Here is a 24184-nt window from a genome sequence, read left to right on the forward strand (position 1 = left end):
GCTACGCTCAGAGTTTGTATGCTGCACAATATCCGCATTATTCTGGTAGAAACCTCCCATACCGGTAACATGGGCTCGACCGCAAGAGCCATGAAAACCATGGGGTTAACCAACCTTTATCTGGTTAATCCGCTGATAAAACCCGATTCGCAGGCGATAGCCCTGGCCGCAGGCGCCAGCGACGTAATCGGCAACGCCACTATCGTTGATACCCTTGATGACGCTATCGCCGGCTGTAGCCTGGTGGTCGGCACCAGCGCGCGTTCGCGCACTTTGCCGTGGCCGATGCTGGAACCGCGCGAATGCGGCGTACGCGCCGTGCACGAAGGCGAACATGCGCCGGTTGCTCTGGTGTTCGGTCGCGAACGCGTTGGCCTGACCAACGATGAGCTGCAAAAGTGCCATTATCACGTCGCCATTCCCGCCAACCCGGATTACAGCTCGTTGAACCTGGCGATGGCGGTGCAGATCCTGGCTTATGAAGTGCGCGTGGCTTATCTCGATCGTCAACAGGTGGGCGTGCCGCCGTTGGAAGAGACGCCGTATCCGCTGGTGGACGATCTCGAACGTTTCTATCAACATCTGGAACAAACGCTGCAGCGCAGCGGCTTTATCCGCCCGGCGCATCCGGGGCAGGTAATGAGCAGATTGCGCCGTTTATTCACCCGAGCGCGCCCGGAAGCTCAAGAGCTGAGTATCCTGCGCGGCATGCTGACGTCGATAGAGAAACAGGATAAACATCAAGGTAATTAATTTGATGTGGCGTAACGGTCGGTAATAATAGTATTAGTTATCCAATGGTTATAACATGTATTTTATATGCTTTTGATCTGGCTAAGGTCAAAATGTGCTAATACTTGAGTAAATTACTAGGTTAAATAGTTGACTGATTTACTCGGGAATGTCAGAATTTCGGCCATGTTTCACCAACAGGTAACCATTTAGCTATGAGACTGACATCCAAAGGCCGTTATGCCGTAACCGCTATGCTTGACGTGGCATTGCACTCCCAGGAAGGGCCCGTTCCTCTGGCGGATATTTCTGAGCGCCAAGGGATTTCGCTCTCTTATCTGGAACAATTATTCTCCCGTCTGCGTAAAAATGGCCTGGTTGCCAGCGTGCGTGGGCCGGGCGGTGGTTATCTGCTGGGGAAAGACGCAAGTGAAATCGCCGTTGGCGCGGTTATCACTGCCGTCGATGAATCGGTAGATGCAACCCGTTGCCAGGGTAAAGAAGGCTGTCAGGGCGGCGATCGCTGTCTGACGCATACCCTGTGGCGCGATCTGAGCGAGCGCATCAGCGGGTTCCTGAACAACATTACGCTGGCAGAACTGGTGAACAACCAGGAAGTGCTGGTGGTGGCGGACCGTCAGAACAACGATACCCGTCGCACGGCCAACGGTCGTCCGCAAGAAACTATCAACGTTAATCTGCGCGCATAAGCAGCTGGCGATATCTTTTTAGTTTTTGGAAGTGATGTACGGAGCACAAGAGCAATGAAATTACCGATTTATCTCGATTACTCAGCAACGACGCCGGTTGATCCGCGCGTTGCCGAGAAAATGATGCAGTTTTTGACCCTGGACGGGACTTTCGGTAACCCGGCTTCCCGTTCCCACCGCTTTGGGTGGCAGGCGGAAGAAGCGGTAGATATCGCCCGTAACCAAATTGCTGAACTGGTTGGCGCGGACCCGCGTGAAATCGTGTTCACTTCCGGAGCGACCGAATCCGACAACCTGGCGATTAAAGGTGCGGCCAATTTCTATCAAAAGAAAGGCAAGCACATCATCACCAGCAAAACCGAACACAAAGCCGTGCTGGACACCTGCCGTCAGCTCGAGCGTGAAGGGTTTGAAGTAACCTACCTGGCGCCGCAGAGCAACGGCATCATCAGCCTGCAGGATCTCGAAGCCGCCATGCGTGAAGACACCATTCTGGTATCGATCATGCACGTGAACAATGAAATCGGCGTGGTGCAGGATATCGAAGCCATCGGCGAAATGTGCCGTGCGCGCGGTATCATTTACCACGTTGACGCTACCCAGAGCGTGGGCAAACTGCCTATCGATCTGAGCAAGCTGAAGGTCGATCTGATGTCCTTCTCCGGCCACAAAATCTATGGCCCGAAAGGCATTGGCGCGCTGTACGTGCGTCGTAAACCGCGTATTCGCATCGAAGCTCAGGTTCACGGCGGCGGTCACGAGCGCGGTATGCGTTCCGGCACCCTGCCAGTGCACCAGATCGCCGGCATGGGCGAAGCCTACCGCATCGCCAAAGAAGAGATGCCGACGGAAATGGCGCGCCTGCGTACGCTGCGCGACCGTTTGTGGAACGGCGTGAAAGATATGGAAGAAGTGTATCTGAACGGCGATTTGGAACATGGCGTTCCGAATATCCTCAACGTCAGCTTCAACTATGTTGAGGGCGAATCGCTGATCATGGCGCTGAAAGACCTGGCCGTCTCTTCAGGTTCCGCCTGTACCTCCGCTAGCCTTGAACCCTCCTACGTGCTGCGCGCGTTGGGAATGACCGACGAGTTGGCGCATAGCTCGATCCGTTTCTCTCTGGGGCGTTTCACCACGGAAGAAGAGATCGATTACACCATTCAACTGGTGCGTAAATCCATCGGCCGCCTGCGCGACCTGTCTCCGCTGTGGGACATGTTCAAACAGGGCGTGGATATCAACAGCATCGAATGGGCACATCATTAATTCTCAGGATTCAGGAGCAAGGTCATGGCTTACAGCGAAAAAGTAATAGATCATTATGAAAACCCACGTAACGTGGGCTCGTTTGACAACGAAGATCCTACCGTCGGTAGCGGCATGGTGGGTGCACCGGCCTGTGGCGACGTGATGAAGCTGCAGATCAAAGTCAACAATGAAGGCATCATTGAAGACGCTCGCTTCAAGACTTACGGCTGCGGTTCCGCCATCGCCTCCAGTTCGCTGGTGACCGAATGGATGAAAGGCAAGTCTCTTGATCAGGCCGAAGCGATCAAAAACACTCAGATCGCCGAAGAACTGGAATTGCCGCCGGTTAAAATTCACTGCTCTATTCTGGCTGAAGACGCCATTAAAGCAGCGATTGCCGACTACAAGAGCAAGCACAGCGCCAAGTAGTTTTTGTGTAGGGGCGCCGCATGCTGCGCCCGCGTTGATCGGGGCGAATATATTCGCCCCCTACACCGGTTTGCTCCCCAACACCGGTTTTGCAAGAGGTTGGGGATTTTGAGTGTGAGGTTGTGATGTCAATTACCATGAGCGACAGCGCTGCGCAGCGTGTTCAGGCTTTTATGAATAACCGTGGCAAAGGCTTGGGCCTGCGTCTGGGGGTAAGAACCTCCGGCTGCTCCGGGATGGCGTACGTGCTGGAATTTGTTGACGAAATGAACGATGACGACATCGTTTTTGAAAACAAAGGCGTCAAGGTGATCATCGACGGCAAGAGCCTGGTCTACCTTGACGGCACCGAGCTTGATTTCGTCAAGGAAGGCTTGAACGAAGGCTTCAAGTTCAACAACCCCAATGTCTCGAGCGAGTGTGGCTGCGGCGAAAGTTTCAACGTCTGACAGCTCATCGTGCTCCCCCGCAGCGTGCGGGGGAACCCCATCCGATAACGCCCAGAGCACGCTATGGATTATTTTACTTTATTCGGGCTGCCAGTTCGCTATTCCGTGGACGGCGGCCTGATTGCATCTCGCTATCAGGATCTGCAGCGCCAATTCCATCCCGATCGCAATGCCCTCCAGCCAGAGCGCGAGCGCCTGATGGCGCTGCAGCAGGCGGCGACCATCAATGAAGCCTACCAGACGCTGAAGCACCCATTAAAACGCGCGGAGTATATGCTATCTTTGCACGGTTTTGATTTGGGCAACGAACAGCACACTTTGCGCGATACCGCGTTCCTGATGGAACAGCTGGAACTGCGTGAAGAGCTCGACGCCATTGAACGCAAAGCGGATGCGGAAAGCCTGCTGGCCGATTTTGGCGCGCGGGTGAACGAGACGGTCAAACAGCGCAGCGCGCTGATGGTGCAGCAGTTGGATAGCCAGCAGTGGTCTGCCGCCGCCGACACCGTGCGTAAGCTGCGCTTTTTGGACAAACTCCAGCAACAGGTTGAACAACTCGAAGAAAAACTGCTGGGTTTTGAGTAATTCTTTTCATTTATACCCAAAATAATTGGCGTTGCATCAAGGCGGCAAATTTGTGAGTCCCCGGAAGCATAGTCACTATGTGACTGGTGCGAATAAATGCAGCCAACAAAGATGCGGCTTCAAGTATGAAGGATATGGGAAGCTTCAATATGGCCTTATTACAAATTAGTGAACCCGGTCTCAGCGCCGCGCCGCACCAGCGCCGTCTGGCTGCCGGTATTGATTTAGGCACCACCAATTCTCTGGTCGCCACGGTACGCAGTGGGCAGGCGGAAACGCTGGCCGACGCACAGGGGCGCGATTTACTGCCCTCGGTGGTGCACTATCAGGTTGACGGGTTGCGCGTAGGTTGGGAAGCACGCCGGCAGGCGGCGCAGGATCCGGCCAATACCATCAGCTCGATCAAACGCATGATGGGCCGTTCGCTGGCCGACGTTCAGCAGCGTTACCCGAACCTGCCGTACCAATTCCAGCCCAGCGATAACGGCCTGCCGATGATCGCCACCGCCGCCGGTCTGGTTAATCCGGTAGGCGTTTCCGCCGACATCCTCAGGGCACTTTCCGCTCGCGCGCAAACGGCGCTGGAAGGGGACCTGGACGGTGTCGTGATCACCGTTCCCGCTTATTTTGACGATGCACAGCGCCAGGGCACCAAAGACGCTGCGCGTCTGGCCGGCCTGCATGTGCTGCGCTTGCTGAACGAACCGACCGCTGCGGCGATTGCCTATGGCCTGGACTCCGGTCAGGAAGGCACCATTGCGGTTTATGATCTGGGCGGCGGAACCTTCGATATTTCCATTCTGCGCCTGAGCCGTGGGGTGTTTGAAGTGCTGGCCACCGGCGGGGATTCTGCGCTGGGCGGTGATGACTTTGACCACCTGCTGGCCGACTGGTTGCGCGAGCAGGCCGGCGTGTCCGATCGCAGCGATCACGGCGTCCAGCGCCAGTTATTGGATGCGGCCATCGCCGCCAAAATTGCGCTGAGCGATGCCGACAGCGTCAGCGTCGACGTGGCCAACTGGCAAGGCGAAGTGACCCGCGCGCAGTTCGATTCACTGATAGCTCCCCTGGTTAAACGCACTTTGATGGCCTGCCGCCGCGCGTTGAAAGACGCCGGTGTCAGCGCGGAAGAGGTGCTGGAAGTGGTGATGGTGGGGGGCTCCACTCGCGTACCGCTGGTGCGTGAGCAGGTAGGTACGTTCTTTGGCCGTACGCCGCTGACGTCGATCGACCCGGATAAAGTGGTCGCCATCGGTGCTGCGATCCAGGCCGATATCCTGGTGGGCAACAAGCCGGACAGCGACATGCTGTTGCTGGACGTGATCCCGCTGTCGCTCGGTCTGGAAACCATGGGCGGTCTGGTCGAGAAAGTGATCCCGCGCAACACCACCATTCCGGTGGCGCGCGCGCAGGAATTCACCACCTTTAAAGACGGCCAGAACGCGATGATGATCCACGTGTTGCAGGGTGAGCGTGAGCTGGTGCAGGATTGCCGTTCGCTGGCGCGCTTCTCGTTGCGCGGTTTACCGCCAATGCCTGCCGGCGGCGCGCATATCCGCGTCACCTTCCAGGTGGATGCGGACGGCCTGCTGAGCGTCACGGCGATGGAGAAATCCACCGGCGTTGAGGCCTCGATCCAGGTGAAGCCGTCTTATGGCCTGTCCGACGGCGAAATCGCCGACATGATCAAAGACTCGATGGCCAATGCGCACAGCGACGTTGGCGCGCGCATGCTGGCTGAACAGCGGGTAGAGGCATCGCGGGTGCTGGAAAGCCTGCAGGGCGCCCTGGCCAGCGATGCCGCCTTGTTGAGCGAAGCGGAAAGCACGGCGATTAGCGCTGCGGTGGAAGGCCTGCAACAGGCGACGCAGGGCACCGATCCTGCCGCCATTGAAGCCGCAATCAAAACATTAGATGCACAAACGCAAGATTTTGCCGCACGCCGTATGGACGCTTCCATTCGCCGCGCGCTGGCTGGCCATTCTGTGGATGAGGTTTAATCATGCCTAAAATAGTTTTCCTGCCCCATCAAGATTTATGCCCGGAGGGGGCAGTATTGGAAGCCGAACAAGGGGAATCAATCCTTAACGTTGCCCTGCGCAACGGGATTGAAATCGAGCACGCCTGCGAGAAATCCTGCGCCTGCACCACTTGCCACTGTATCGTGCGCGAAGGCTTTGATTCGCTTGAAGAGAGCAGCGAGCTGGAAGACGACATGCTGGACAAGGCCTGGGGCCTCGAGCCGGAAAGCCGCCTGAGCTGTCAGGCGCTGGTCGCCGATGAAGACCTGGTGGTAGAAATGCCGCGTTATACCGTCAACCATGCGCGTGAAGGGTGAGGAGACAGTAGAAATGGCACTGAAGTGGACCGACAGCCGTGAAATCGGCGAAGCCCTGTACGACCAATACCCGGATACCGATCCGAAAACCGTACGTTTTACCGACATGCATCAGTGGATTTGCGATCTCGAAGAGTTCGACGACGATCCTCAGGCTTCCAACGAAAAAATACTGGAAGCGATTCTGCTGGTCTGGTTAGATGAAGCGGAGTAAATAGCGTAACGGGCTGCCATGGGCGGCCCGTTTATTTTGTATCCGACATACCCGTCGTCTTTCAAACCGCAGCGTTGTTACCTGCACGATCGCACCCCAGTCACTTACCTGAGTAAGCTCCCGGGGATGAGATCGCAGGGCGCCTGGCTGCAATTTGAAATCCAGAGGGTATGCAATAAAGCCCTAATGAAATAATAAAGGGAACATCCGGAGTGAGAAGGCTATGACAACTGAAATTATGCTGGTAACGCTGTCGCACCAACCTGCCGACGCTCGCTGGGGCGAGAAAGCGTTGCTGAGCACCAACGCTGAAGGGATGACCATTCACCTGACCGGCAACGACAAGCTGGGCAGCGTTCAGCGCGCCGCACGTAAAATCGACGGCCAGGGCATCAAAAACGTCAAACTGGCCGGTGAGGGCTGGGATCTGGAAAACAGCTGGGCATTCTGGCAAGGGTTCCGTGGGCCGAAAGGCAAACGCAGCGTTGAGTGGGCAGAACTGCCGGAAGCCGACCGTAAAGAACTGGAACAGCGCCTGAAGATTGTTGACTGGGTGCGCGATACCATCAACATGCCGGCAGAAGATCTGGGGCCGGAGCAACTGGCAACCCGCGCCGTCGATCTGTTGTGTGATGTCGGCTGTGATGCCGTCAGTTACCGCATCACCAAGGGTGAAGATCTGCGCGAGCAGAACTACGCCGGTCTTCACACCGTGGGCCGCGGTTCCGACCGCTCTCCCGTGCTGCTGGCGTTGGATTTCAACCCGACAGGCAATCCGGACGCGCCGGTATTCGCTTGTCTGGTGGGGAAAGGCATTACTTTTGACACTGGCGGCTACAGCCTGAAGCAAAGCGCTTTTATGGACTCGATGAAGTCCGACATGGGTGGCGCAGCCACCATTACCGGCGCACTGGCGCTGGCTGCCGCTCGCGGCCTGAAACAGCGCGTGAAGCTGTTCCTGTGCTGTGCCGACAACATGGTCAGCGGTAACGCCTTCAAACTGGGCGACATCATTCGCTACCGCAACGGCAAAACCGTCGAGGTAATGAATACCGATGCGGAAGGGCGTTTGGTGCTGGCCGACGGCCTGATTGACGCTTGCGAGCAAAACCCTGAGTTGATTATCGACTGCGCTACGCTGACCGGCGCGGCGAAAACGGCGGTAGGCAACGATTACCATGCGCTGTTCAGCTTTGACGATGCGTTGGCGCAGGAATTGCTGACCAGCGCGGCGGCGGAGCAAGAACCTTTCTGGCGCCTGCCGCTGGCCGAGTTCCACCGCAGCCAGTTACCGTCCAATTTTGCCGAGCTGAACAACGTGGCCGGTCCGGCTTACACCGCCGGCGCCAGCACCGCGGCCGCCTTCCTGTCGCATTTCGTGAAAAACTATCGGCAAGGCTGGTTGCACATCGACTGTTCCGCGACCTACCGTAAAGGCGCGGTAGATCAGTGGTCCGCCGGCGCGACCGGTCTGGGCGTGCGGACTCTGGCCAATCTGCTGCTGAGCAAAGCCAAATAATTGAAAGCCCGCTGCAGCGGGCGTTATACCCGTCATCTTTCAAGTTTCAGCGTTGTTACCTGCACTCGCGCACCCCAGTTACTTACTAAAGTAAGCGCCTGGGGATGAGCGAACTGGGCGCCTAGCTGCAAAATGAAAGCTATAGGGTATAGAATGTCGTTTATCCTCGGGGCCCAGCATGCTGGGCCCCGTTATTTAATTGCTGGAGTTTGCCATGAGTTCCCATCATCACGATGCCGCCCCGGGCGAGAACGAACTTGAACGTCTGCTGAAGCTGGCGGTGACGGAGCCGGCCCATCGCCCGGCATTTTTCCGCGAGTTGCTCGATGCTACGGTATTGATTCTCGGCGACAGCGATCAGGTGCAGCAGGACGGCGACATTACGCTGAATGCCGATACTCCGGTGAATATCCAGCACTGGGAAAAACAGGACGGCGGCAGCATCATTCCGTTCTTCTCCTCGCTGGAAGCGTTGCAGAAAGCCGTCGAAGATGAACAGCCGTTTATCGCCATGCCAGCGCGGGTATTGTTTGAGATTACCGAAGGCGCGGATCTGTTCCTTAACCCGAAAGCCGAGTACGGCAAAGAGTTCTATCCCGAGGAAGTCGCGATGCTGCTGGCTACCGGCGGCGTAGCCAAGCCTGCGGAACGCTATATCGACAAGGATACCCAGATCCTGCTGGGCCAGCCGGAAGAATATCCGTCGGCGATGGTGGATGCGTTGACCACGCTGTTCAGCCAGCGCAAACCGGTACGCCGCGCGTTTTTGGCGCTGATGCATGATCAGGCGGTGGATGAAAAGCCTAACCTGCTGGTGGGGCTGGAAGTGGATGGCGATCAAGGGGATATCGAAGCCTTGATCAACGAAGCCGGCAGCGTGGCCAGCGAAACGGCGCCCAACGACGAGCCGGTAGATTTTTGTCTGGTGTCGGAAAAAGATCGTGGGGTCAGCCATTATCTGATCACCCATACTCAGCCTTTCTATCAGCGCCGTTGGGGCAGCTGGTTGCGTAACATCATTCCTTCTACAGACAAAACGCAGTAACCCTTCTCTTGCTACCGTGCGGCGCGCAGCCCGCCGGTAGCGCTCAACACTATATCCTGGCCGGCCGCACGCATCTGCTCTACCGATATCCTATTGTTTTAAAAACAAATAACCCCAATGCTAACAAGTAAGGTGACGCAGTGTGATCGGCGTAACAGTTCTTTACATGGGGCTACGTCATTACGTTCGACACAGATTGAAATGTTTCACGGCCTGGGGAGCAGCGCTGCTATTATTCATCCATATTCGGATATTGCGCCGACGAATCGCGCAAAGGCTGCCAGGGAGTTAAACGATGAAACCATACCGTTCAGGGGCATTCGCATCAGGCAAGAAACTTTGTCAGGGGATCGCATTGGCGGGGGGCTTGCTGCTGCTGGCTGCCTGCGATGATGGCGGCCAAAAAACAACCGCGGCGCAAGCCGATGGATCGACGAACAGCGCTGCCCAGGCGAAACGGCCGGATGCCGCCGCACTGGCGGGGCTGGCGAAACGCGACGCAGGCAAGTCGCTGACGCTGCTGGATGCTTCCGAACTGCAACTCGACGGCGCCAGCGCTATGGTGCTGACGTTTTCTCTGCCGCTGGATCCGAATCAGGATTTCGCCGCGCGGGTGCACCTGGTCGACAGCGTTAGCGGTAAAATCGACGGTGCCTGGGAGCTGTCGGATAACCTGATGGAGCTGCGGTTGCGTCATCTGCAACCCAACCGCAAGCTGGTGCTGACCCTTGAAGGCGGCCTGAAAGCGGTCAACGGCGCCGAACTGGGCCAACAACAGCAACAAACTCTCGCTACCCGCGATATCAAACCCAGCGTCGGCTTTGCCGGCAAAGGCTCGCTGCTGCCGACCAAGCTGGCGCAGGGGTTACCGGTGATGGCGCTGAACGTCGACAACGTGGACGTTAACTTCTTCCGGGTGAAGGCCGCTGCCTTACCGGCGTTCCTGGCCAACTGGGAATATCGCAACGCGCTGTCCAGCTGGGAGTCGGAAGAGCTGTTGAAAATGGCCGACCTGGTCTACAGCGGCCGTTTCGATCTCAACCCGCAACGCAATACCCGCGAACGCCTGCTGCTGCCGCTCAACGGCATCGAGGCGTTGCAGCAGCCCGGCGTTTATTTGGCGGTGATGCAGCAAGCCGGTCATTACGGTTACACCAACCCGGCGACCTTGTTCACTCTCAGCGATATCGGCGTTTCGCTGCACAGTTACCACGATCGTCTGGACGTCTTTACCCAGGGGCTGGAAGGCGGCGCGGCGCTAAGCGCGGTTGAGCTGCGCCTGCTGGATGAGAAAGGCCAAACCCTGGCCCAGGGCACGACCGATAAACAAGGGCACGCTCAACTGGCGAAAAGCAGCAAGGCGCGCCTGTTGCTGGCTACCCAACAGGGCCAGACCAGCATGATAGATCTCTCGACGCCGGCGCTGGATCTGGCCGAGTTTGATATCGCCGGGCCGGAAGGCTACAGCAAGCAGTTCTTCGCTTTTGGCCCGCGTGACCTGTACCGGCCGGGCGAAACGCTGATCGTCAACGGTTTGCTGCGCGATGCCGACGGCAAGCCGCTGCCGGCTCAACCGGTGAAGGTGGATATCGTCAAGCCGGACGATCAGGTGGCGCGTAGCTTTGTCTGGCAGCCGCAGGACGGTCTGTATCAATACCAGTATCAAATCCCCGAGGGCGGGCCGACCGGCAACTGGTCGCTGCGCTTTAACCTGGGGGATAACCAGCCGCGGCTTTACGGCTTCAAGGTCGAGGATTTCCTGCCGGAGCGCATGGCGCTCGACATCACCGCACAGAAAACCCCGCTGCAACCCGACGCGCAACTGGTGTTTGACGTCACTGGCCGCTATCTGTACGGTGCGCCGGCTTCCGGCAATCGCCTGCAAGGACAGGTGTTCCTGCGGCCCCAGCGTGAGGCGGTCAGCAGCCTGCCGGGCTATGAATTTGGCTCGGTGACGGAAGAAAGCCTGTCGCGCAATATGGACGAGTTCGATCAGGCGCTGGACAATGCGGGCAAGGCGCAGGTGGCGGTAGACAGCAGTTGGGCCGAGGTGAAATCCCCGCTGAAAGCGATCCTGCAGGCCAGCCTGCTGGAATCCGGCGGCCGCCCGGTAACGCGTCGCGCCGAACAGGCGATCTGGCCTGCCGATGCGCTGCCCGGCATTCGGCCGCTGTTCAACAAACAACAGATTTATGACTACCGCAGCGACAGCTATCAGGCTCAACCGGTGGTGGACGAAAACACCCAGGCCGGCTTTGATATCGTTTACGCCAATGCCGCCGGGGAGAAGCTGGCGGCCAGCGGGCTGAAGGCGCGGCTGGTGCGTGAGCGCCGCGACTATTACTGGCAATGGTCGGAAGGGGAAGGCTGGCAGTCGCTGTATGACAAGAAAGATCTGCCGCTGGCGGAACAGACCCTGGATATTGCCGCCAACGGCAGCGCCAAGGTGAGTTTCCCGGTGGAGTGGGGCGCGTATCGCATTGAAGTGGTAGATCCGCAGAGCAACCTGATCACCAGCCTGCGATTCTGGGCAGGTTACAGCTGGCAAGACAACACCAACGGCAGCGGCGCGGTGCGGCCGGACCAGGTGAAGCTGAAGCTGGACAAGCCGGCCTATAAGCCGGGCGAAAAAGTAAAACTGCATATTGAAGCGCCGGCCGCCGGCAAGGGCTATCTGCTGGTGGAATCCAGCGACGGCCCGCTGTGGTGGCAGGAGCTGGAGGTGCCGGCCGGCGGTGCCGATGTCGAGGTGCCGATTAACCAGGACTGGAAGCGCCACGATCTGTATCTCAGCGCGCTGGTGATCCGCCCTGGCGACAAACAGCAGCAGTCGACGCCGAAGCGGGCGGTGGGCCTGTTGCATCTGCCGCTGGTGGATGAAGGGCGCAAACTGGCGCTCACGCTGGATGCGCCGCAGCGTATGCGGCCGAATCAGACGCTGACGGTGAAGGTCAAGGCGGCCCATAGCGAAGGCAAAACGCCGCAGCAAATCAACGTACTGCTCTCCGCTGTGGACAGCGGCATTCTCAATATAACCGACTACGCGACGCCGGATCCGTATCAGGCATTCTTTGGCCGCAAGCGTTACAGCGCCGATCAATACGATGTCTACGGGCAGTTGATTGAGGGGAAAGGGCGCCTGGCCAACCTGCGTTATGGCGGTGACGGCGACGACGAAGATGCGCTGTCGCGCGGCGGTAAAAAACCTATCACCACGGTGACCATTGTGGCCCAACAGGCGCAGCCGGTTAAACTGGACGCCAGGGGCGAGGGCGAGATCCAGATCGCCATTCCGGATTTTAACGGCGAACTGCGGCTGATGGCGCAAGCGTGGAGCGACGAAGACTTCGGCAAGGCGGAGGCCAAAACCCTGGTCGCCGCGCCGGTGGTGGCAGAGCTGGCGACGCCGCGTTTTCTGGCCGGGGGCGACAGCACCCAATTGGCATTGGACGTCAGCAACCTGTCCGGCCAGCCGCAGACGTTGACGGTGAAATTGGCCGCCAGCGGATTGGTGGCGCTGCAAGGCGCGGGCGAACAACAGCTCAGCCTGGCAAACGGCGAACGCACTACGCTGCAGATACCGGTGCAGGCGCTGGCGGGCTTTGGCCAGGGGGAGGTGGCGCTGAGGGTCAGTGGCCTGACGCTGCCGGGTGAAACGCTGAAAGATTATCAGCATACCTGGAAGATTGGCGTGCGCCCGGCTTACCCGGCGCAAACCCGCCAGTTCGCCAGCGTGATCCGCGCCGGTGAAAGCTGGAGCCTGCCGGCAGATGCCGCCACCGGCCTGGCGCCGACAACCCTGGAGGGGCAATGGCTGTTGACCAGCCGGCCGCCGATTAATCTGGCGCGTTATATCAGCGAGCTTTACGCCTATCCGTACGGTTGCCTGGAACAAACGACCAGCGGGCTTTATCCGTCGCTGTATACCAACCGGGCGCAATTGAGCGCATTGGGCATCAAAACCGGCAGTGATGAAAGCCGCCGCAGCAGCATCGATGCCGGCATTGAACACTTGCTCAGCATGCAACGCTTTAACGGCGGTTTTGGCCTGTGGAACCGCGACAGTCAGGAAGAGTTCTGGCTGACCGCCTATGCCACAGACTTCCTGTTCCGCGCCAGCGAGCAGAATTACAGCGTACCGGCCGATGCATTGACCGCGGCCAATAACCGCCTGCAGCGCTATTTACAGGACCGCAGCCAGATCGATGTCACCTCTACCCCGTTCCCTGATCACACCCGTTTTGCGGTGCAGGCCTATGCCGGGTTGGTGCTGGCGCGTCAACAGCAGGCACCGCTTGGCGCGTTGCGGCAGCTGTATGAACGCCGTGCCGATGCCCGCTCAGGCTTGCCGCTGGTGCAGCTTGGCGTCGCGCTGAAGCTGATGGGGGATATGCCGCGCGCCAACCAGGCGATCGAACAGGGGCTGGCGACACAGCGCAGCGCCAAAGATTACTGGCTGGAAGATTACGGCAGCCCGCTGCGTGACGATGCGATGATCCTGGCGTTGCTGACCGAAAATAATCTGCTGCCGGCGGTGCGCGACCAGCGCTTGCTGTCGCTGTCTGAGCGGCTTAACGGCGAGCGTTATCTGTCCACGCAGGAGAGCAATGCGCTGTTCCTGGCTGCACGTAACCTGATCGGCAGTGCTGAAACGCCGTGGCAGGCGCAAACGGCGCAGGGCAAGGCGCTGTCCGGCAGCCAGGCGCTGACGCAAAACCTGTCCGCCGAGCAGGCGGTCGCGGGGCTGCAACTCACCAATACCGGCAGCGGTACGCTGTACAGCCGCGTCGATCTGGTGGGGTACCCGGAGCAGGCGCCGCAGCCGCAAAGCAACGTGCTGAACATTCGTCGTGAGTTCCTGGGATTGGACGGCAAACCTGTGGATCTGACCCGGTTGAAAAGCGGACAGCTGATTCTGGTGCATCTGGATGTCTGGGCCGATAACGCGGTGCCGGACGCGCTGGTGGTGGATCTGCTGCCGGCCGGTCTGGAGCTGGAAAATCAGAATCTGGGGGACAGCAGCGCCAGCCTGGGCGAAAGCGCCAGTAGCGTGACTGAGTTGTTGCAGGACATGCAGCAGGCCGATATCAAACACCAGGAGTTCCGCGACGATCGCTACGTGGCGGCGGTGAATATCGACGGCTACCGTCATACCACGCTGCTGTATCTGGCGCGTGCGGTGACGCCGGGGGCCTATCTGGTGCCGGCGCCGCAGGTCGAGTCGATGTATGTGCCCGCCTGGCGCGCGTTGGGCACTACGCCGCCGCGACTTGAGATTGCCCGATGACCTGCCCTGTCCCGCCCCGGTGGTTTAACCGGCGGCGGGGCAAGGGAGCGATGTTTTTCTTATGACTCTCTTCCTCGCTCATTTGCGCCGCCGCGGGTTAATTTGGCTGCTGGCGATTCTCCTGCCGCCCGCTTTGCTGTGGCTGGCGGACCGGCTGTGGCCGTTGCCGCTGAAAGATGCCGAGATGGCCCGCGTGGTGGTGGCGGAAGACGGCACGCCGCTGTGGCGCTATGCCGACAGCGACGGCGTGTGGCGTTATCCGGTGACTTTGCAGCAGGTGTCGCCCTATTATCTGCAAGCGTTGCTGACCTATGAGGACCGTTGGTTTTACCGGCATCCCGGCATCAACCCGCTGGCGCTGGCTCGTGCCGCCTGGCAGGACCTGCGCAATGGGCAGATCGTTTCCGGCGGCAGCACGCTGTCGATGCAGGTAGCGCGCCTTATCGATCCCCATCCGCGCACGCTGGGCGGCAAATTACGGCAGGTGTGGCGTACCGCGCAGCTGGAATGGCATTTATCGAAGGATCAAATCCTCGAAATCTACCTTAATCGGGCGCCCTATGGCGGCACCTTGCAGGGGATTGGCGCGGCAAGCTGGACCTATCTGGGCAAACCGCCTTCGGCACTCACGCGTGGAGAAGCTGCGTTGCTGGCGGTATTGCCGCAAGCGCCCAGCCGTTTGCGGCCGGATCGCTATCCGGAACGGGCGCAGGCCGCACGGGACAAAGTGCTGGAGCGGCTGGCGTATTACCGCGTTTGGCCAGCGCAGCAGGTGAATGAAATTCGCCAGGAAGCGTTGTGGCTGGCACCGCGTCAGGTACCTCAGTTAGCGCCGTTGCTGGCGCGGCGCATGACTCAGGGTAACCGCAGCCAGGTCGTAACGACCACGCTGGACGCCACGTTACAGCGGCGGCTTGAAGATCTGGCGCGAGGCTGGAAGAGCCAATTGCCGGAAAAGACCTCGGTTGGCGTGCTGGTGGTCGATCACACCAACATGAAGGTGCGCGCCTACCTGGGCTCGTTGGATTTCAATGACAACGGCCGTTTTGGTCATGTTGATATGGTGGCCGCCTGGCGTTCGCCGGGCTCGACGCTCAAACCCTTTTTGTATGGACTGGCGTTGGACGATGGGTTAATCCACGCTGAATCGCTGTTGCAGGATGTACCGCGTCGCTTCGGCGATTACCGGCCCGGCAATTTTGATACCGGTTTTCACGGTCCGGTCAGCGCCAGCGAGGCGCTGGCGCGCTCGCTTAATCTGCCGGCAGTGCAACTGCTGGAGGCTTACGGGCCAAAACGCTTTGCCGCCAATTTACGCAACGTGGGTGTGGAACTGCGGTTGCCGGCCCATGCCGAACCGAGCCTGGCGTTGATTCTGGGCGGAGCCGGCGCGCGGTTGGATCAGTTGGTCGCCGGGTTCAGCGCATTGGCCCGGCAAGGCAAAGTGGCGCCGCTGCGATTTACGCCTCGGCAAGGGCTTTACGATCGCCAGTTGCTGTCGCCAGGCGCAGCCTGGATTGTGCGGCGCATATTGGCGGGAGAGGCGCGCCCATTACCGGATGACATGCTGCCTGCCAGCGTGCCGCTGGCGTGGAAAACCGGCACCAGTTACGGCTACCGCGACGCCTGGGCGGTGAGCGTTAACGCCCGTTATACGCTGGGGATATGGGTTGGGCGACCGGACGGCACGCCGGTGGCCGGGCAGTTCGGTTTCGCCACGGCGGTACCGCTGTTGAATCAGGTCAATAATTTGCTGCTGGCCTCTTTGCGCCAGCGCGGGCAAGGGATCCCGACCGATCCGCGCCCGGCGAGCGTCAGCCGCGCGGAGATCTGCTGGCCAGGCGGGCAGCCGCTTGCCGCCGGGGACAGTAACTGTCGCCAGCGGCGTCTGAGCTGGATCCTCGACGGAACCCTGCCGCCGACGCTGTCTGCGCCGGGACAGGAAAGCGCGTTGGGCAGCCAACCCCTGGTGTGGCTGAATGCTCGCGGGCTGCGTGTGGCGGCGGATTGCCCGGGGGCGGTGGCGCATCGTTTGGCGCTGTGGCCAACGCCGCTGGAGCCATGGTTGCCGCCGGCGGAACGTCGCGCCCAGCGTTTGCCGGCCGTCGATCCTCTGTGCCCGCCCTTGCAACAACAAGAGGCACCGCCGCTGCTGATACTGGGCGTACGCGACGGCGTGATACTGCGTCGCCTGCCGGGTAAAAATGCGCTTGATTTGCGGATCAGCGCCCAGGGAGGGAGTGGGCAGCGCTGGTGGTTCCTGAACGGCCAGTTGGTGGGGGAAGGGGAGTCGCTGTTGCAGACGCTGACGCAGCCGGGCCGCTATCAGCTCAGCCTGCTGGATGGGAGTGGCCAGGTGGCGCTACGCGGATTTAGCCTCGACTAAGCCGATTTTTCACCTTCGGCCTGCAGGGTACAAAGTGAGGAATGAAGATAATAATTTTTAATGAAATGTTGATTTTCCCGTAGGCAAGCGTTAACAGCGCACATATAATCTGCGCCACTTAAGAAGGCCGGCACGCGTTTAACTGCAGACCGGTCAGTTTTGGAAGCCATACAGAGGCCATCATGACCGTAGAACGTACCTTTTCCATCATCAAACCAAACGCTGTAGCTAATAACGACATCGGCGCAATCTATGCTCGTTTCGAGCGTGCCGGTTTCAAAATCATCGCATCCAAAATGCTGCGTCTGACTCGCGAACAAGCCGAAGGCTTCTACGCTGAGCACAAAGGCCGCCCATTCTTTGACGGTTTGGTTGAGTTCATGACCTCCGGCCCAATCGTGGTTCAGGTTCTGGAAGCTGAAAACGCAGTACAGCGCAACCGTGACATCATGGGCGCAACCAACCCGGACAACGCACTGGCCGGTACCCTGCGTGCCGACTACGCGGACAGCTTCACTGCCAACGCCGTACACGGTTCCGACGCAGTAGAATCTGCCCAACGCGAAATCGCTTACTTCTTCAACGAAAGCGAAATCTGCGCACGTTAATCCCCGTCGTCTTTCAAGCCGCAGCGTTGTTGGCTACGACTTGAAATCCATAGGGTATTCTGTGCTGTGGGTCGCAGGGGCTTGATGAGCATTCACTGGCTGAAACAATAAAAATGCCCTGAATGTCTTTCAGTCGTGGCAACCCGCTACTAAAATTTGTACAATGCCGCGCCCCTGATGAGTCGTCTTGTCAGGGGCGCGTTTTTAGTGCGATGCAGACCCAAAATCATTCGAGTTGCAGGAAGGCGGCAACTGAACGAATCCCTATGAGCTTACTGTAGTAAGTGATTAGGGGGAGTAAAGGCAGGCAACACAGCTGCGATTTGAAGGATAACGGGTATAAACGCACACTTACTTTCCATTCTTTAGCGCCATAACGTGTAACAACGAGGCCAGAGATCATCATGTTAGAACCCATCACGTCCGAGCACATCGTGTCTGAAAATAATTCGCTGACTACTCAATCCGTTAATGCGGAAACCCCGGCTGCGGCCAAAATTAACCTGCTGGATTTGAACCGTCAGCAAATGCGTGAATTCTTCGCCAAAATGGGCGAAAAACCTTTCCGCGCCGATCAGGTCATGAAGTGGATATACCACTATTGCTGCGACGATTTTGAGCAGATGACCGATATTAACAAGGTGCTGCGCAACAAACTGCAGAGCGTCGCCGAAATTCGCGCGCCGGAAGTGGCAGAAGAACAGCGTTCAGCCGATGGCACCATTAAATGGGCGATCACGGTAGGCGATCAGCAGGTCGAAACCGTGTTTATTCCGGACGGCGATCGCGCGACCCTGTGCGTGTCATCCCAGGTGGGTTGTGCGCTGGAGTGCAAATTCTGTTCGACCGCTCAGCAGGGCTTTAACCGTAACCTGCGCGTGTCGGAAATCATTGGCCAGGTGTGGCGTGCGGCGAAAATCATCGGCGCACTGAAAGTCACCGGCGAACGCCCGATCACCAACGTGGTGATGATGGGCATGGGCGAGCCGCTGCTCAACCTGAACAACGTAGTACCTGCGATGGAAATCATGCTGGACGATTTCGGCTTTGGCTTGTCCAAACGCCGCGTGACCCTGTCTACTTCCGGCGTCGTGCCGGCGCTGGACAAATTGGGCGATATGATTGACGTTGCGCTGGCGATCTCGCTGCATGCGCCAAACGACAAGATCCGCGATGAAATCGTTCCTATCAACCGCAAATACAATATCGAAACCTTCCTGGCTGCGGTACGCCGCTACCTGGAGAAATCCAACGCCAATCAGGGTCGGGTTACGGTCGAGTACGTGATGCTGGATCATATCAACGACAGCACCGACGATGCGCACCAGTTGGCGGAGGTCCTGAAAGACACGCCATGCAAGATCAACCTGATCCCATGGAACCCGTTCCCCGGCGCGCCTTACGGCCGCAGTTCCAACAGCCGCGTGGATCGTTTTTCCAAAGTGTTGATGGAATACGGCTTTACGACTATTGTTCGTAAAACCCGTGGTGATGATATCGATGCCGCTTGCGGGCAACTGGCAGGTGAAGTGATCGACCGTACCAAGCGTACCCTGAAAAAGAAAATGGCCGGGGAACCTATCAACGTGCGTGCGGTCTGAATCCTATAGCATGATTTTTTTGTTATCTAACAGTCTGTTATGTGAATAGACGTCAAGATGGCATCAGATAAGGAAATGAATGCGGGCATGAAGCTGAATCTGTGGGGTATGTTGCTGGCGGCCGGTTTACTGGCCGGCTGTTCCGGTTCGTCACCGGAAAAAGACGCGCCGCCTGAAGCGGGCCAGACGCGTTTGCAACTGGGGCTGGAATATCTGAAGCAGGGCGATTTGAACGCCGCGCGGCAGAATCTGGAAAAAGCGGCGGACGCCGCCCCGCAGGATTACCGTACCCAATTGGGCATGGCGCTTTACGAGCAGCGGACTGGCGAGAATGGCGCGGCTGAACAACGTTATCAGCAGGCGCTCAAACTTGCGCCTAACAATGGCACCGTGCTGAATAATTACGGTGCGTTTCTCTGCAGTTTAGGGCAATATGTACCGGCACAACAGCAGTTTAGCGCCGCGGCTCTGGCACCGGATTATGGTCAGGTTGCCGACAGCCTGGAAAACGCAGGTTACTGTTTTCTCAAGGCCGGACAGAACGATGAAGCACGCACCTTGTTAACGCGCGCCCTGAAGGTCGATCCGGACAAAGGCACTCCACTGTTGGTGGAGGCAGAAAAGCAATTTGGAGAAGGGAAGCGCGCTCAGTCGCAACTTTTATTGGATAGTTATCAACATGTTCTGCCGGCTAGCGCCGACAGCTTATGGTTACAGATTCGTTTCGCCGCGTTAGCAGGCCGCCAGGATAGCGTTCAACGTTATGGCAAGCAGCTGGCGCGAAGTTTTCCACAATCCAAACAGTACCAGCAGTTCTTAGCTAATGAATACTGAAGCCTCCCAAGATAAAACCGTATCCATGACGACAGGCCAACGTCTGCGTCAAGCCCGCGAACAACTCGGGCTGAGTCAACAGGCCGTTGCAGAACGCCTGTGCCTCAAAATGTCTACCGTGCGCGACATAGAAGAAGACAATCTCTCCGCAGACCTTGCTTCGACTTTCGTGCGTGGTTATATCCGTTCCTACGCCAAGCTGGTGCATTTGCCGGAAGATGAACTGCTGCCGATGTTGGCCAAGCAGGCTCCGCTGAAGGTGGCGAAAGTTGCGCCAATGCAGAGTTTCTCGTTAGGCAAACGCCGCAAAAAACGCGACGGCTGGCTGATGAGCTTCACCTGGTTGATTGTTTTCGTGGTAGTCGGTCTGACCGGCGCCTGGTGGTGGCAAAACCACAAGGCGCAGCAAGAAGAGATTGCCACCATGGCCGATCAATCTTCCGCCCAGCTTTCACAAAACAATGAAGGCCAATCAGTGCCGTTGACCGACAGCAATGCCGACAACAACGCACCTTTGGTTGACAATGGTTCAACGCCGGTAGATACCGGCGTTGCGCCTGCGCAACAGGCAGCACCGGCTCCGGCCGCAACCGGCAATGAAACCGCACAGCAACCTGCGGTGGTTTCGCCGAGCCAAGCTCCGCTCCCAGAGACCACGCCTGCGGCTCCGACGGCGCAAGCGCCGTTGCCGACCGGCGAAGCGGGCCTGGCTGCATCTGCCGGCGATGCCAATGCGTTGGTGATGAACTTCTCCTCTGACTGTTGGCTGCAGGTAAGCGACGCCAGCGGCAAGACGTTGTTCAGCGGCACCCAAAAGAGCGGCGGCAAGCTGAACCTGGCAGGTACCGCGCCATATAAACTGACTATTGGCGCACCGGCCGCAGTACAGATTCAATATCAAGGTAAGCCGGTGGATTTAAGCCGGTTTGTTAAATCAAACCGTGTTGCTCGTCTGACCATTGCCGCGCAGTGATTGCGCGGCGATTGTCGTGAAGCCAGAGCAACAATGGAGAGTAAGTAATGCATAACCAAGCGCCCATCAACCGTCGAAAATCAACGCGAATTTACGTCGGCAAGGTGCCTATAGGTGATGGCGCGCCGATTGCCGTGCAGTCGATGACCAACACCCGTACCACCGATGTTGAAGCAACGGTTAATCAGATCAAAGCGCTGGAGCGCGTGGGCGTAGATATTGTCCGCGTTTCGGTTCCCACCATGGACGCCGCCGAGGCGTTCAAGCTGATCAAGCAGCAGGTCAACGTGCCGCTGGTCGCCGATATCCACTTCGATTACCGCATTGCGTTGCAGGTTGCCGAATACGGCGTGGACTGCCTGCGTATCAATCCGGGCAATATCGGCAACGAGTCGCGCATCCGCTCAGTCGTGGACTGCGCGCGCGATAAAAACATCCCTATTCGTATTGGGGTGAACGGCGGCTCGCTGGAAAAAGACATTCAGGAAAAATACGGCGAACCTACGCCGGAAGCGCTGCTCGAATCGGCGATGCGTCATGTAGATATCCTCGATCGCCTCAATTTCGATCAGTTCAAGGTCAGCGTCAAAGCCTCCGACGTATTCCTGGCGGTGCAATCTTATCGCCTGTTGGCCGCGCGTATCGATCAACCGCTGCATTTGGGCATCACCGAAGCCGGCGGCATGCGCAGCGGTTCAGTGAAGTCGGCGATTGGCCTGGGGCTGCTGCTGTCGGAAGGCATCGGCGACACCCTGCGAATTTCGCTGGCGGCCGATCCGGTGGAAGAAGTGAAAGTCGGTTTCGATATTCTGAAATCGCTGCGCATTCGCGCGCGCGGCATTAATTTCATCGCCTGCCCAACCTGTTCGCGCCAGGAGTTTGACGTTATCGGCACGGTGAACGCGCTTGAACAACGCCTGGAAGACATCATCACGCCGATGGACGTTTCGATTATCGGTTGTGTGGTCAACGGTCCGGGTGAAGCGCTGGTTTCCACGCTGGGCGTGACCGGTGGCCATAACAAGAGCGGTTTTTACGAAGACGGCGTGCGTCAGAAAGAGCGGTTTGACAATGAGCAGATGATTGACCAACTGGAGGCGAAGATTCGCGCCAAGGCGTCGATGATGGATGAAAGCAATCGCATCTCGGTCAGTCTGCTGGAAAAATAAGCGTTATCGCTACATGGCGGGCTGATTAGCCCGCTTGTTTATGAACCCGGGAGGCAAAAAGCGGCACCCGCGTTGAATACGGGGCGGCAAAGTCCCTATAATCGGGTTCATTTTTATAGACAACGGACAGAGAAATCACGTGGCAAAGAACATTCAAGCCATCCGCGGCATGAACGACTACCTGCCGGAAGATACGGCATTATGGCAGCGTATTGAAGGCACACTGAAGCAGGTGCTGGGCAGCTACGGTTACAGCGAAATCCGGTTGCCGATTGTAGAGCAGACCCCGTTATTCAAACGCGCGATCGGCGAAGTGACCGACGTCGTGGAAAAAGAGATGTATACCTTCGAGGATCGCAACGGCGAAAGCCTGACGCTGCGTCCGGAAGGGACGGCTGGCTGCGTTCGCGCCGGCATCGAACATGGTCTGCTGTACAATCAGGAACAGCGTCTGTGGTACATCGGCCCGATGTTCCGCTATGAGCGCCCGCAGAAAGGCCGCTATCGTCAGTTCAATCAGCTGGGTGTGGAAGTGTTCGGCCTGCAAGGCCCGGACATCGACGCCGAACTGATCCTGCTGACCGCCCGCTGGTGGAAAGCGCTGGGCATTGCCGAGCACGTGAATCTGGAGCTGAATTCAATCGGTTCTCTGGACGCGCGCGCCAACTACCGCGATGCCCTGGTGGCGTTCCTGGAACAGCATAAAGAAAAGCTGGACGAAGATTGCAAGCGCCGCATGTACAGCAACCCGCTGCGCGTATTGGATTCCAAAAATCCGGAAGTTCAGACCTTGCTGAACGACGCGCCGCGCCTGTCCGAGTATCTGGATGAAGAATCCAAAGCCCACTTCGACGGCCTGTGTGAACTTTTGGCTCAGGCAGGTATCCCATATACCATCAATGAACGCCTGGTGCGCGGTCTGGACTACTACAACCGTACGGTATTCGAATGGGTGACCACCAGTCTGGGCGCTCAGGGCACGGTGTGCGCCGGCGGCCGTTACGACGGCCTGGTCGAGCAACTGGGCGGGCGTGCGACGCCGGCGGTCGGTTTTGCGATGGGTCTGGAGCGTCTGGTATTGCTGGTTCAGGCGGTTAATCCGGATTTCAAAGCCCCGGCGACCATTGACGTGTATGTTATCTCCTCCGGCGCCGGCGCCCAAAGCGCGGCGATGCAGTTGGCGGAAGACGTGCGCGATGCGGCGCCACAGTTGAAATTAATGACCAACTACGGCGGCGGCAACTTTAAGAAACAGATCACCCGTGCGGACAAATGGGGCGCGCGCGTCGCTTTGATCCTCGGTGAGAACGAAGTCGCGGCACAACAGGTGGTGGTTAAGGACCTGCGCAGTGGTGAACAAGAAACGCTGGCGCAAAGCGAAGTCGCAGTGCGTCTGGCAACGATGTTAGGTTAAGGAGAAGGACACCGTGGAAGTCTATACCACTGAAAACGAACAAGTCGACGCCGTGCGTCGGTTCTTTGCCGAAAACGGCAAAGCGCTGGCGGTGGGTGTGGTGCTCGGAATTGGTGCCCTGGTCGGCTGGCGTTTCTGGCAGAACCACCAAAACTCCAACATGATGGCTGCGTCCCAATCCTATCAGGAAGCCAGCGATCGTCTGGCGGCCGGTAAGCCGGACGACGTGTCCGCTGCGGAGGCGTTTGCCAAGGCCAACAGCAATAGCTATGGCGTATTGGCCTCGCTGGAGCTGGCGAAGCACTTTGTTGAGCAGAATGACTTTGCCAAGGCAGAGCAGCAGTTGGTGTTGGCTCAGGGCCAGACCAAAGACGATAATATGCTGGCGATGATTAACCTGCGTCTGGCGCGTGTCCAGTTGCAGGAGAAAAAGCTGGATGAAGCGCTGAAAACGCTGGATGGCGTGAAAGGCGAAGGTTGGGCGGCGATGGCGCAAGATGTACGCGGCGACGCGTTGCTGGCCAAAGGCGACACCAAAGGTGCGCGTGAGGCTTACAGCAAAGGCATTGAGTCCAACGCTTCTCAGGCGCTGCAGGTTTTGCTGCGCATGAAATTGAATAACTTGTCCAGCTAAGGGGAA

The 24184-nt window shown here is 58.2% G+C and carries 20 protein-coding genes; all 20 read left to right on the forward strand.

Features of this window, described 5'->3' with window-relative positions; all coding sequences use genetic code 11:
- Positions 1 to 18 precede the first annotated feature (18 nt).
- The 20 genes from trmJ (at position 19) to JK621_RS22130 (ending at position 24178) form a co-directional block, all read left to right on the forward strand.
- Positions 19 to 753, forward strand: a complete 735-nt coding sequence (gene trmJ, locus JK621_RS22035) for a tRNA (cytosine(32)/uridine(32)-2'-O)-methyltransferase TrmJ (protein WP_212557649.1) — start codon at positions 19 to 21, stop codon at positions 751 to 753.
- A gap of 194 nt (positions 754 to 947) precedes the next feature.
- Positions 948 to 1442: a Fe-S cluster assembly transcriptional regulator IscR gene (gene iscR / locus JK621_RS22040; RefSeq protein ID WP_006318200.1), complete on the forward strand. Its 495-nt coding sequence runs from the start codon at positions 948 to 950 to the stop codon at positions 1440 to 1442.
- A gap of 54 nt (positions 1443 to 1496) precedes the next feature.
- Positions 1497 to 2711 (forward strand): IscS subfamily cysteine desulfurase, encoded by a 1215-nt coding sequence (locus tag JK621_RS22045; protein ID WP_212557650.1) that lies wholly within the window; start codon positions 1497 to 1499, stop codon positions 2709 to 2711.
- A gap of 24 nt (positions 2712 to 2735) precedes the next feature.
- Positions 2736 to 3122 carry a Fe-S cluster assembly scaffold IscU gene (gene iscU, locus JK621_RS22050; protein ID WP_004952090.1) on the forward strand — a complete coding sequence of 129 codons (387 nt, stop codon included), beginning with the start codon at positions 2736 to 2738 and terminating at the stop codon, positions 3120 to 3122.
- A 125-nt stretch (positions 3123 to 3247) separates the two neighbouring features.
- Positions 3248 to 3571 carry an iron-sulfur cluster assembly protein IscA gene (gene iscA / locus JK621_RS22055; protein ID WP_004952089.1) on the forward strand — a complete coding sequence of 108 codons (324 nt, stop codon included), beginning with the start codon at positions 3248 to 3250 and terminating at the stop codon, positions 3569 to 3571.
- A gap of 63 nt (positions 3572 to 3634) precedes the next feature.
- Complete coding sequence (hscB, locus tag JK621_RS22060; RefSeq protein WP_212557651.1) at positions 3635 to 4156, forward strand: co-chaperone HscB; 522 nt, start codon at positions 3635 to 3637, stop codon at positions 4154 to 4156.
- Positions 4157 to 4305: 149 nt separating this feature from the next.
- On the forward strand, positions 4306 to 6156 hold the full coding sequence (hscA, locus tag JK621_RS22065) for a Fe-S protein assembly chaperone HscA (protein ID WP_212557652.1): 1851 nt from the start codon (positions 4306 to 4308) through the stop codon (positions 6154 to 6156).
- Positions 6157 to 6158: 2 nt separating this feature from the next.
- Entirely contained in the window at positions 6159 to 6494 is a 336-nt protein-coding gene (fdx, locus tag JK621_RS22070) for an ISC system 2Fe-2S type ferredoxin (RefSeq protein WP_006318184.1), read from the forward strand.
- 13 nt (positions 6495 to 6507) lie between these two features.
- The gene (gene iscX, locus JK621_RS22075; RefSeq protein WP_212557653.1) at positions 6508 to 6708 is read left to right on the forward strand and encodes a Fe-S cluster assembly protein IscX; all 201 of its coding nucleotides are present in this window, start codon (positions 6508 to 6510) and stop codon (positions 6706 to 6708) included.
- Between the two features lie 223 nt (positions 6709 to 6931).
- Positions 6932 to 8227: an aminopeptidase PepB gene (gene pepB / locus JK621_RS22080; protein ID WP_212557654.1), complete on the forward strand. Its 1296-nt coding sequence runs from the start codon at positions 6932 to 6934 to the stop codon at positions 8225 to 8227.
- A 214-nt stretch (positions 8228 to 8441) separates the two neighbouring features.
- The gene (gene sseB / locus JK621_RS22085; RefSeq protein ID WP_212557655.1) at positions 8442 to 9272 is read left to right on the forward strand and encodes an enhanced serine sensitivity protein SseB; all 831 of its coding nucleotides are present in this window, start codon (positions 8442 to 8444) and stop codon (positions 9270 to 9272) included.
- Positions 9273 to 9567: 295 nt separating this feature from the next.
- Positions 9568 to 14559: an alpha-2-macroglobulin family protein gene (locus JK621_RS22090; protein WP_212557656.1), complete on the forward strand. Its 4992-nt coding sequence runs from the start codon at positions 9568 to 9570 to the stop codon at positions 14557 to 14559.
- 61 nt (positions 14560 to 14620) lie between these two features.
- Positions 14621 to 16945, forward strand: a complete 2325-nt coding sequence (gene pbpC, locus JK621_RS22095; RefSeq protein ID WP_212557657.1) for a peptidoglycan glycosyltransferase PbpC — start codon at positions 14621 to 14623, stop codon at positions 16943 to 16945.
- Positions 16946 to 17127: 182 nt separating this feature from the next.
- Complete coding sequence (ndk, locus tag JK621_RS22100; RefSeq protein WP_202671266.1) at positions 17128 to 17553, forward strand: nucleoside-diphosphate kinase; 426 nt, start codon at positions 17128 to 17130, stop codon at positions 17551 to 17553.
- Between the two features lie 404 nt (positions 17554 to 17957).
- Entirely contained in the window at positions 17958 to 19154 is a 1197-nt protein-coding gene (locus JK621_RS22105) for a bifunctional tRNA (adenosine(37)-C2)-methyltransferase TrmG/ribosomal RNA large subunit methyltransferase RlmN (RefSeq protein WP_004952075.1), read from the forward strand.
- Between the two features lie 87 nt (positions 19155 to 19241).
- On the forward strand, positions 19242 to 19988 hold the full coding sequence (gene pilW, locus JK621_RS22110) for a type IV pilus biogenesis/stability protein PilW (RefSeq protein WP_212557658.1): 747 nt from the start codon (positions 19242 to 19244) through the stop codon (positions 19986 to 19988).
- Positions 19978 to 20961, forward strand: coding sequence for a cytoskeleton protein RodZ (gene rodZ, locus JK621_RS22115; RefSeq protein ID WP_212557659.1), 984 nt, complete (start codon positions 19978 to 19980; stop codon positions 20959 to 20961). Before pilW ends, rodZ begins: the two co-directional genes overlap by 11 nt.
- A gap of 47 nt (positions 20962 to 21008) precedes the next feature.
- On the forward strand, positions 21009 to 22130 hold the full coding sequence (gene ispG / locus JK621_RS22120) for a flavodoxin-dependent (E)-4-hydroxy-3-methylbut-2-enyl-diphosphate synthase (RefSeq protein WP_212557660.1): 1122 nt from the start codon (positions 21009 to 21011) through the stop codon (positions 22128 to 22130).
- 139 nt (positions 22131 to 22269) lie between these two features.
- Positions 22270 to 23544 carry a histidine--tRNA ligase gene (gene hisS, locus JK621_RS22125; RefSeq protein ID WP_212557661.1) on the forward strand — a complete coding sequence of 425 codons (1275 nt, stop codon included), beginning with the start codon at positions 22270 to 22272 and terminating at the stop codon, positions 23542 to 23544.
- A gap of 13 nt (positions 23545 to 23557) precedes the next feature.
- On the forward strand, positions 23558 to 24178 hold the full coding sequence (locus JK621_RS22130) for a YfgM family protein (RefSeq protein ID WP_212557662.1): 621 nt from the start codon (positions 23558 to 23560) through the stop codon (positions 24176 to 24178).
- Positions 24179 to 24184 lie beyond the last annotated feature (6 nt).

The organism is Serratia plymuthica, assembly GCF_018336935.1.
In the GTDB taxonomy this organism is placed as follows: domain Bacteria; phylum Pseudomonadota; class Gammaproteobacteria; order Enterobacterales; family Enterobacteriaceae; genus Serratia; species Serratia plymuthica_B.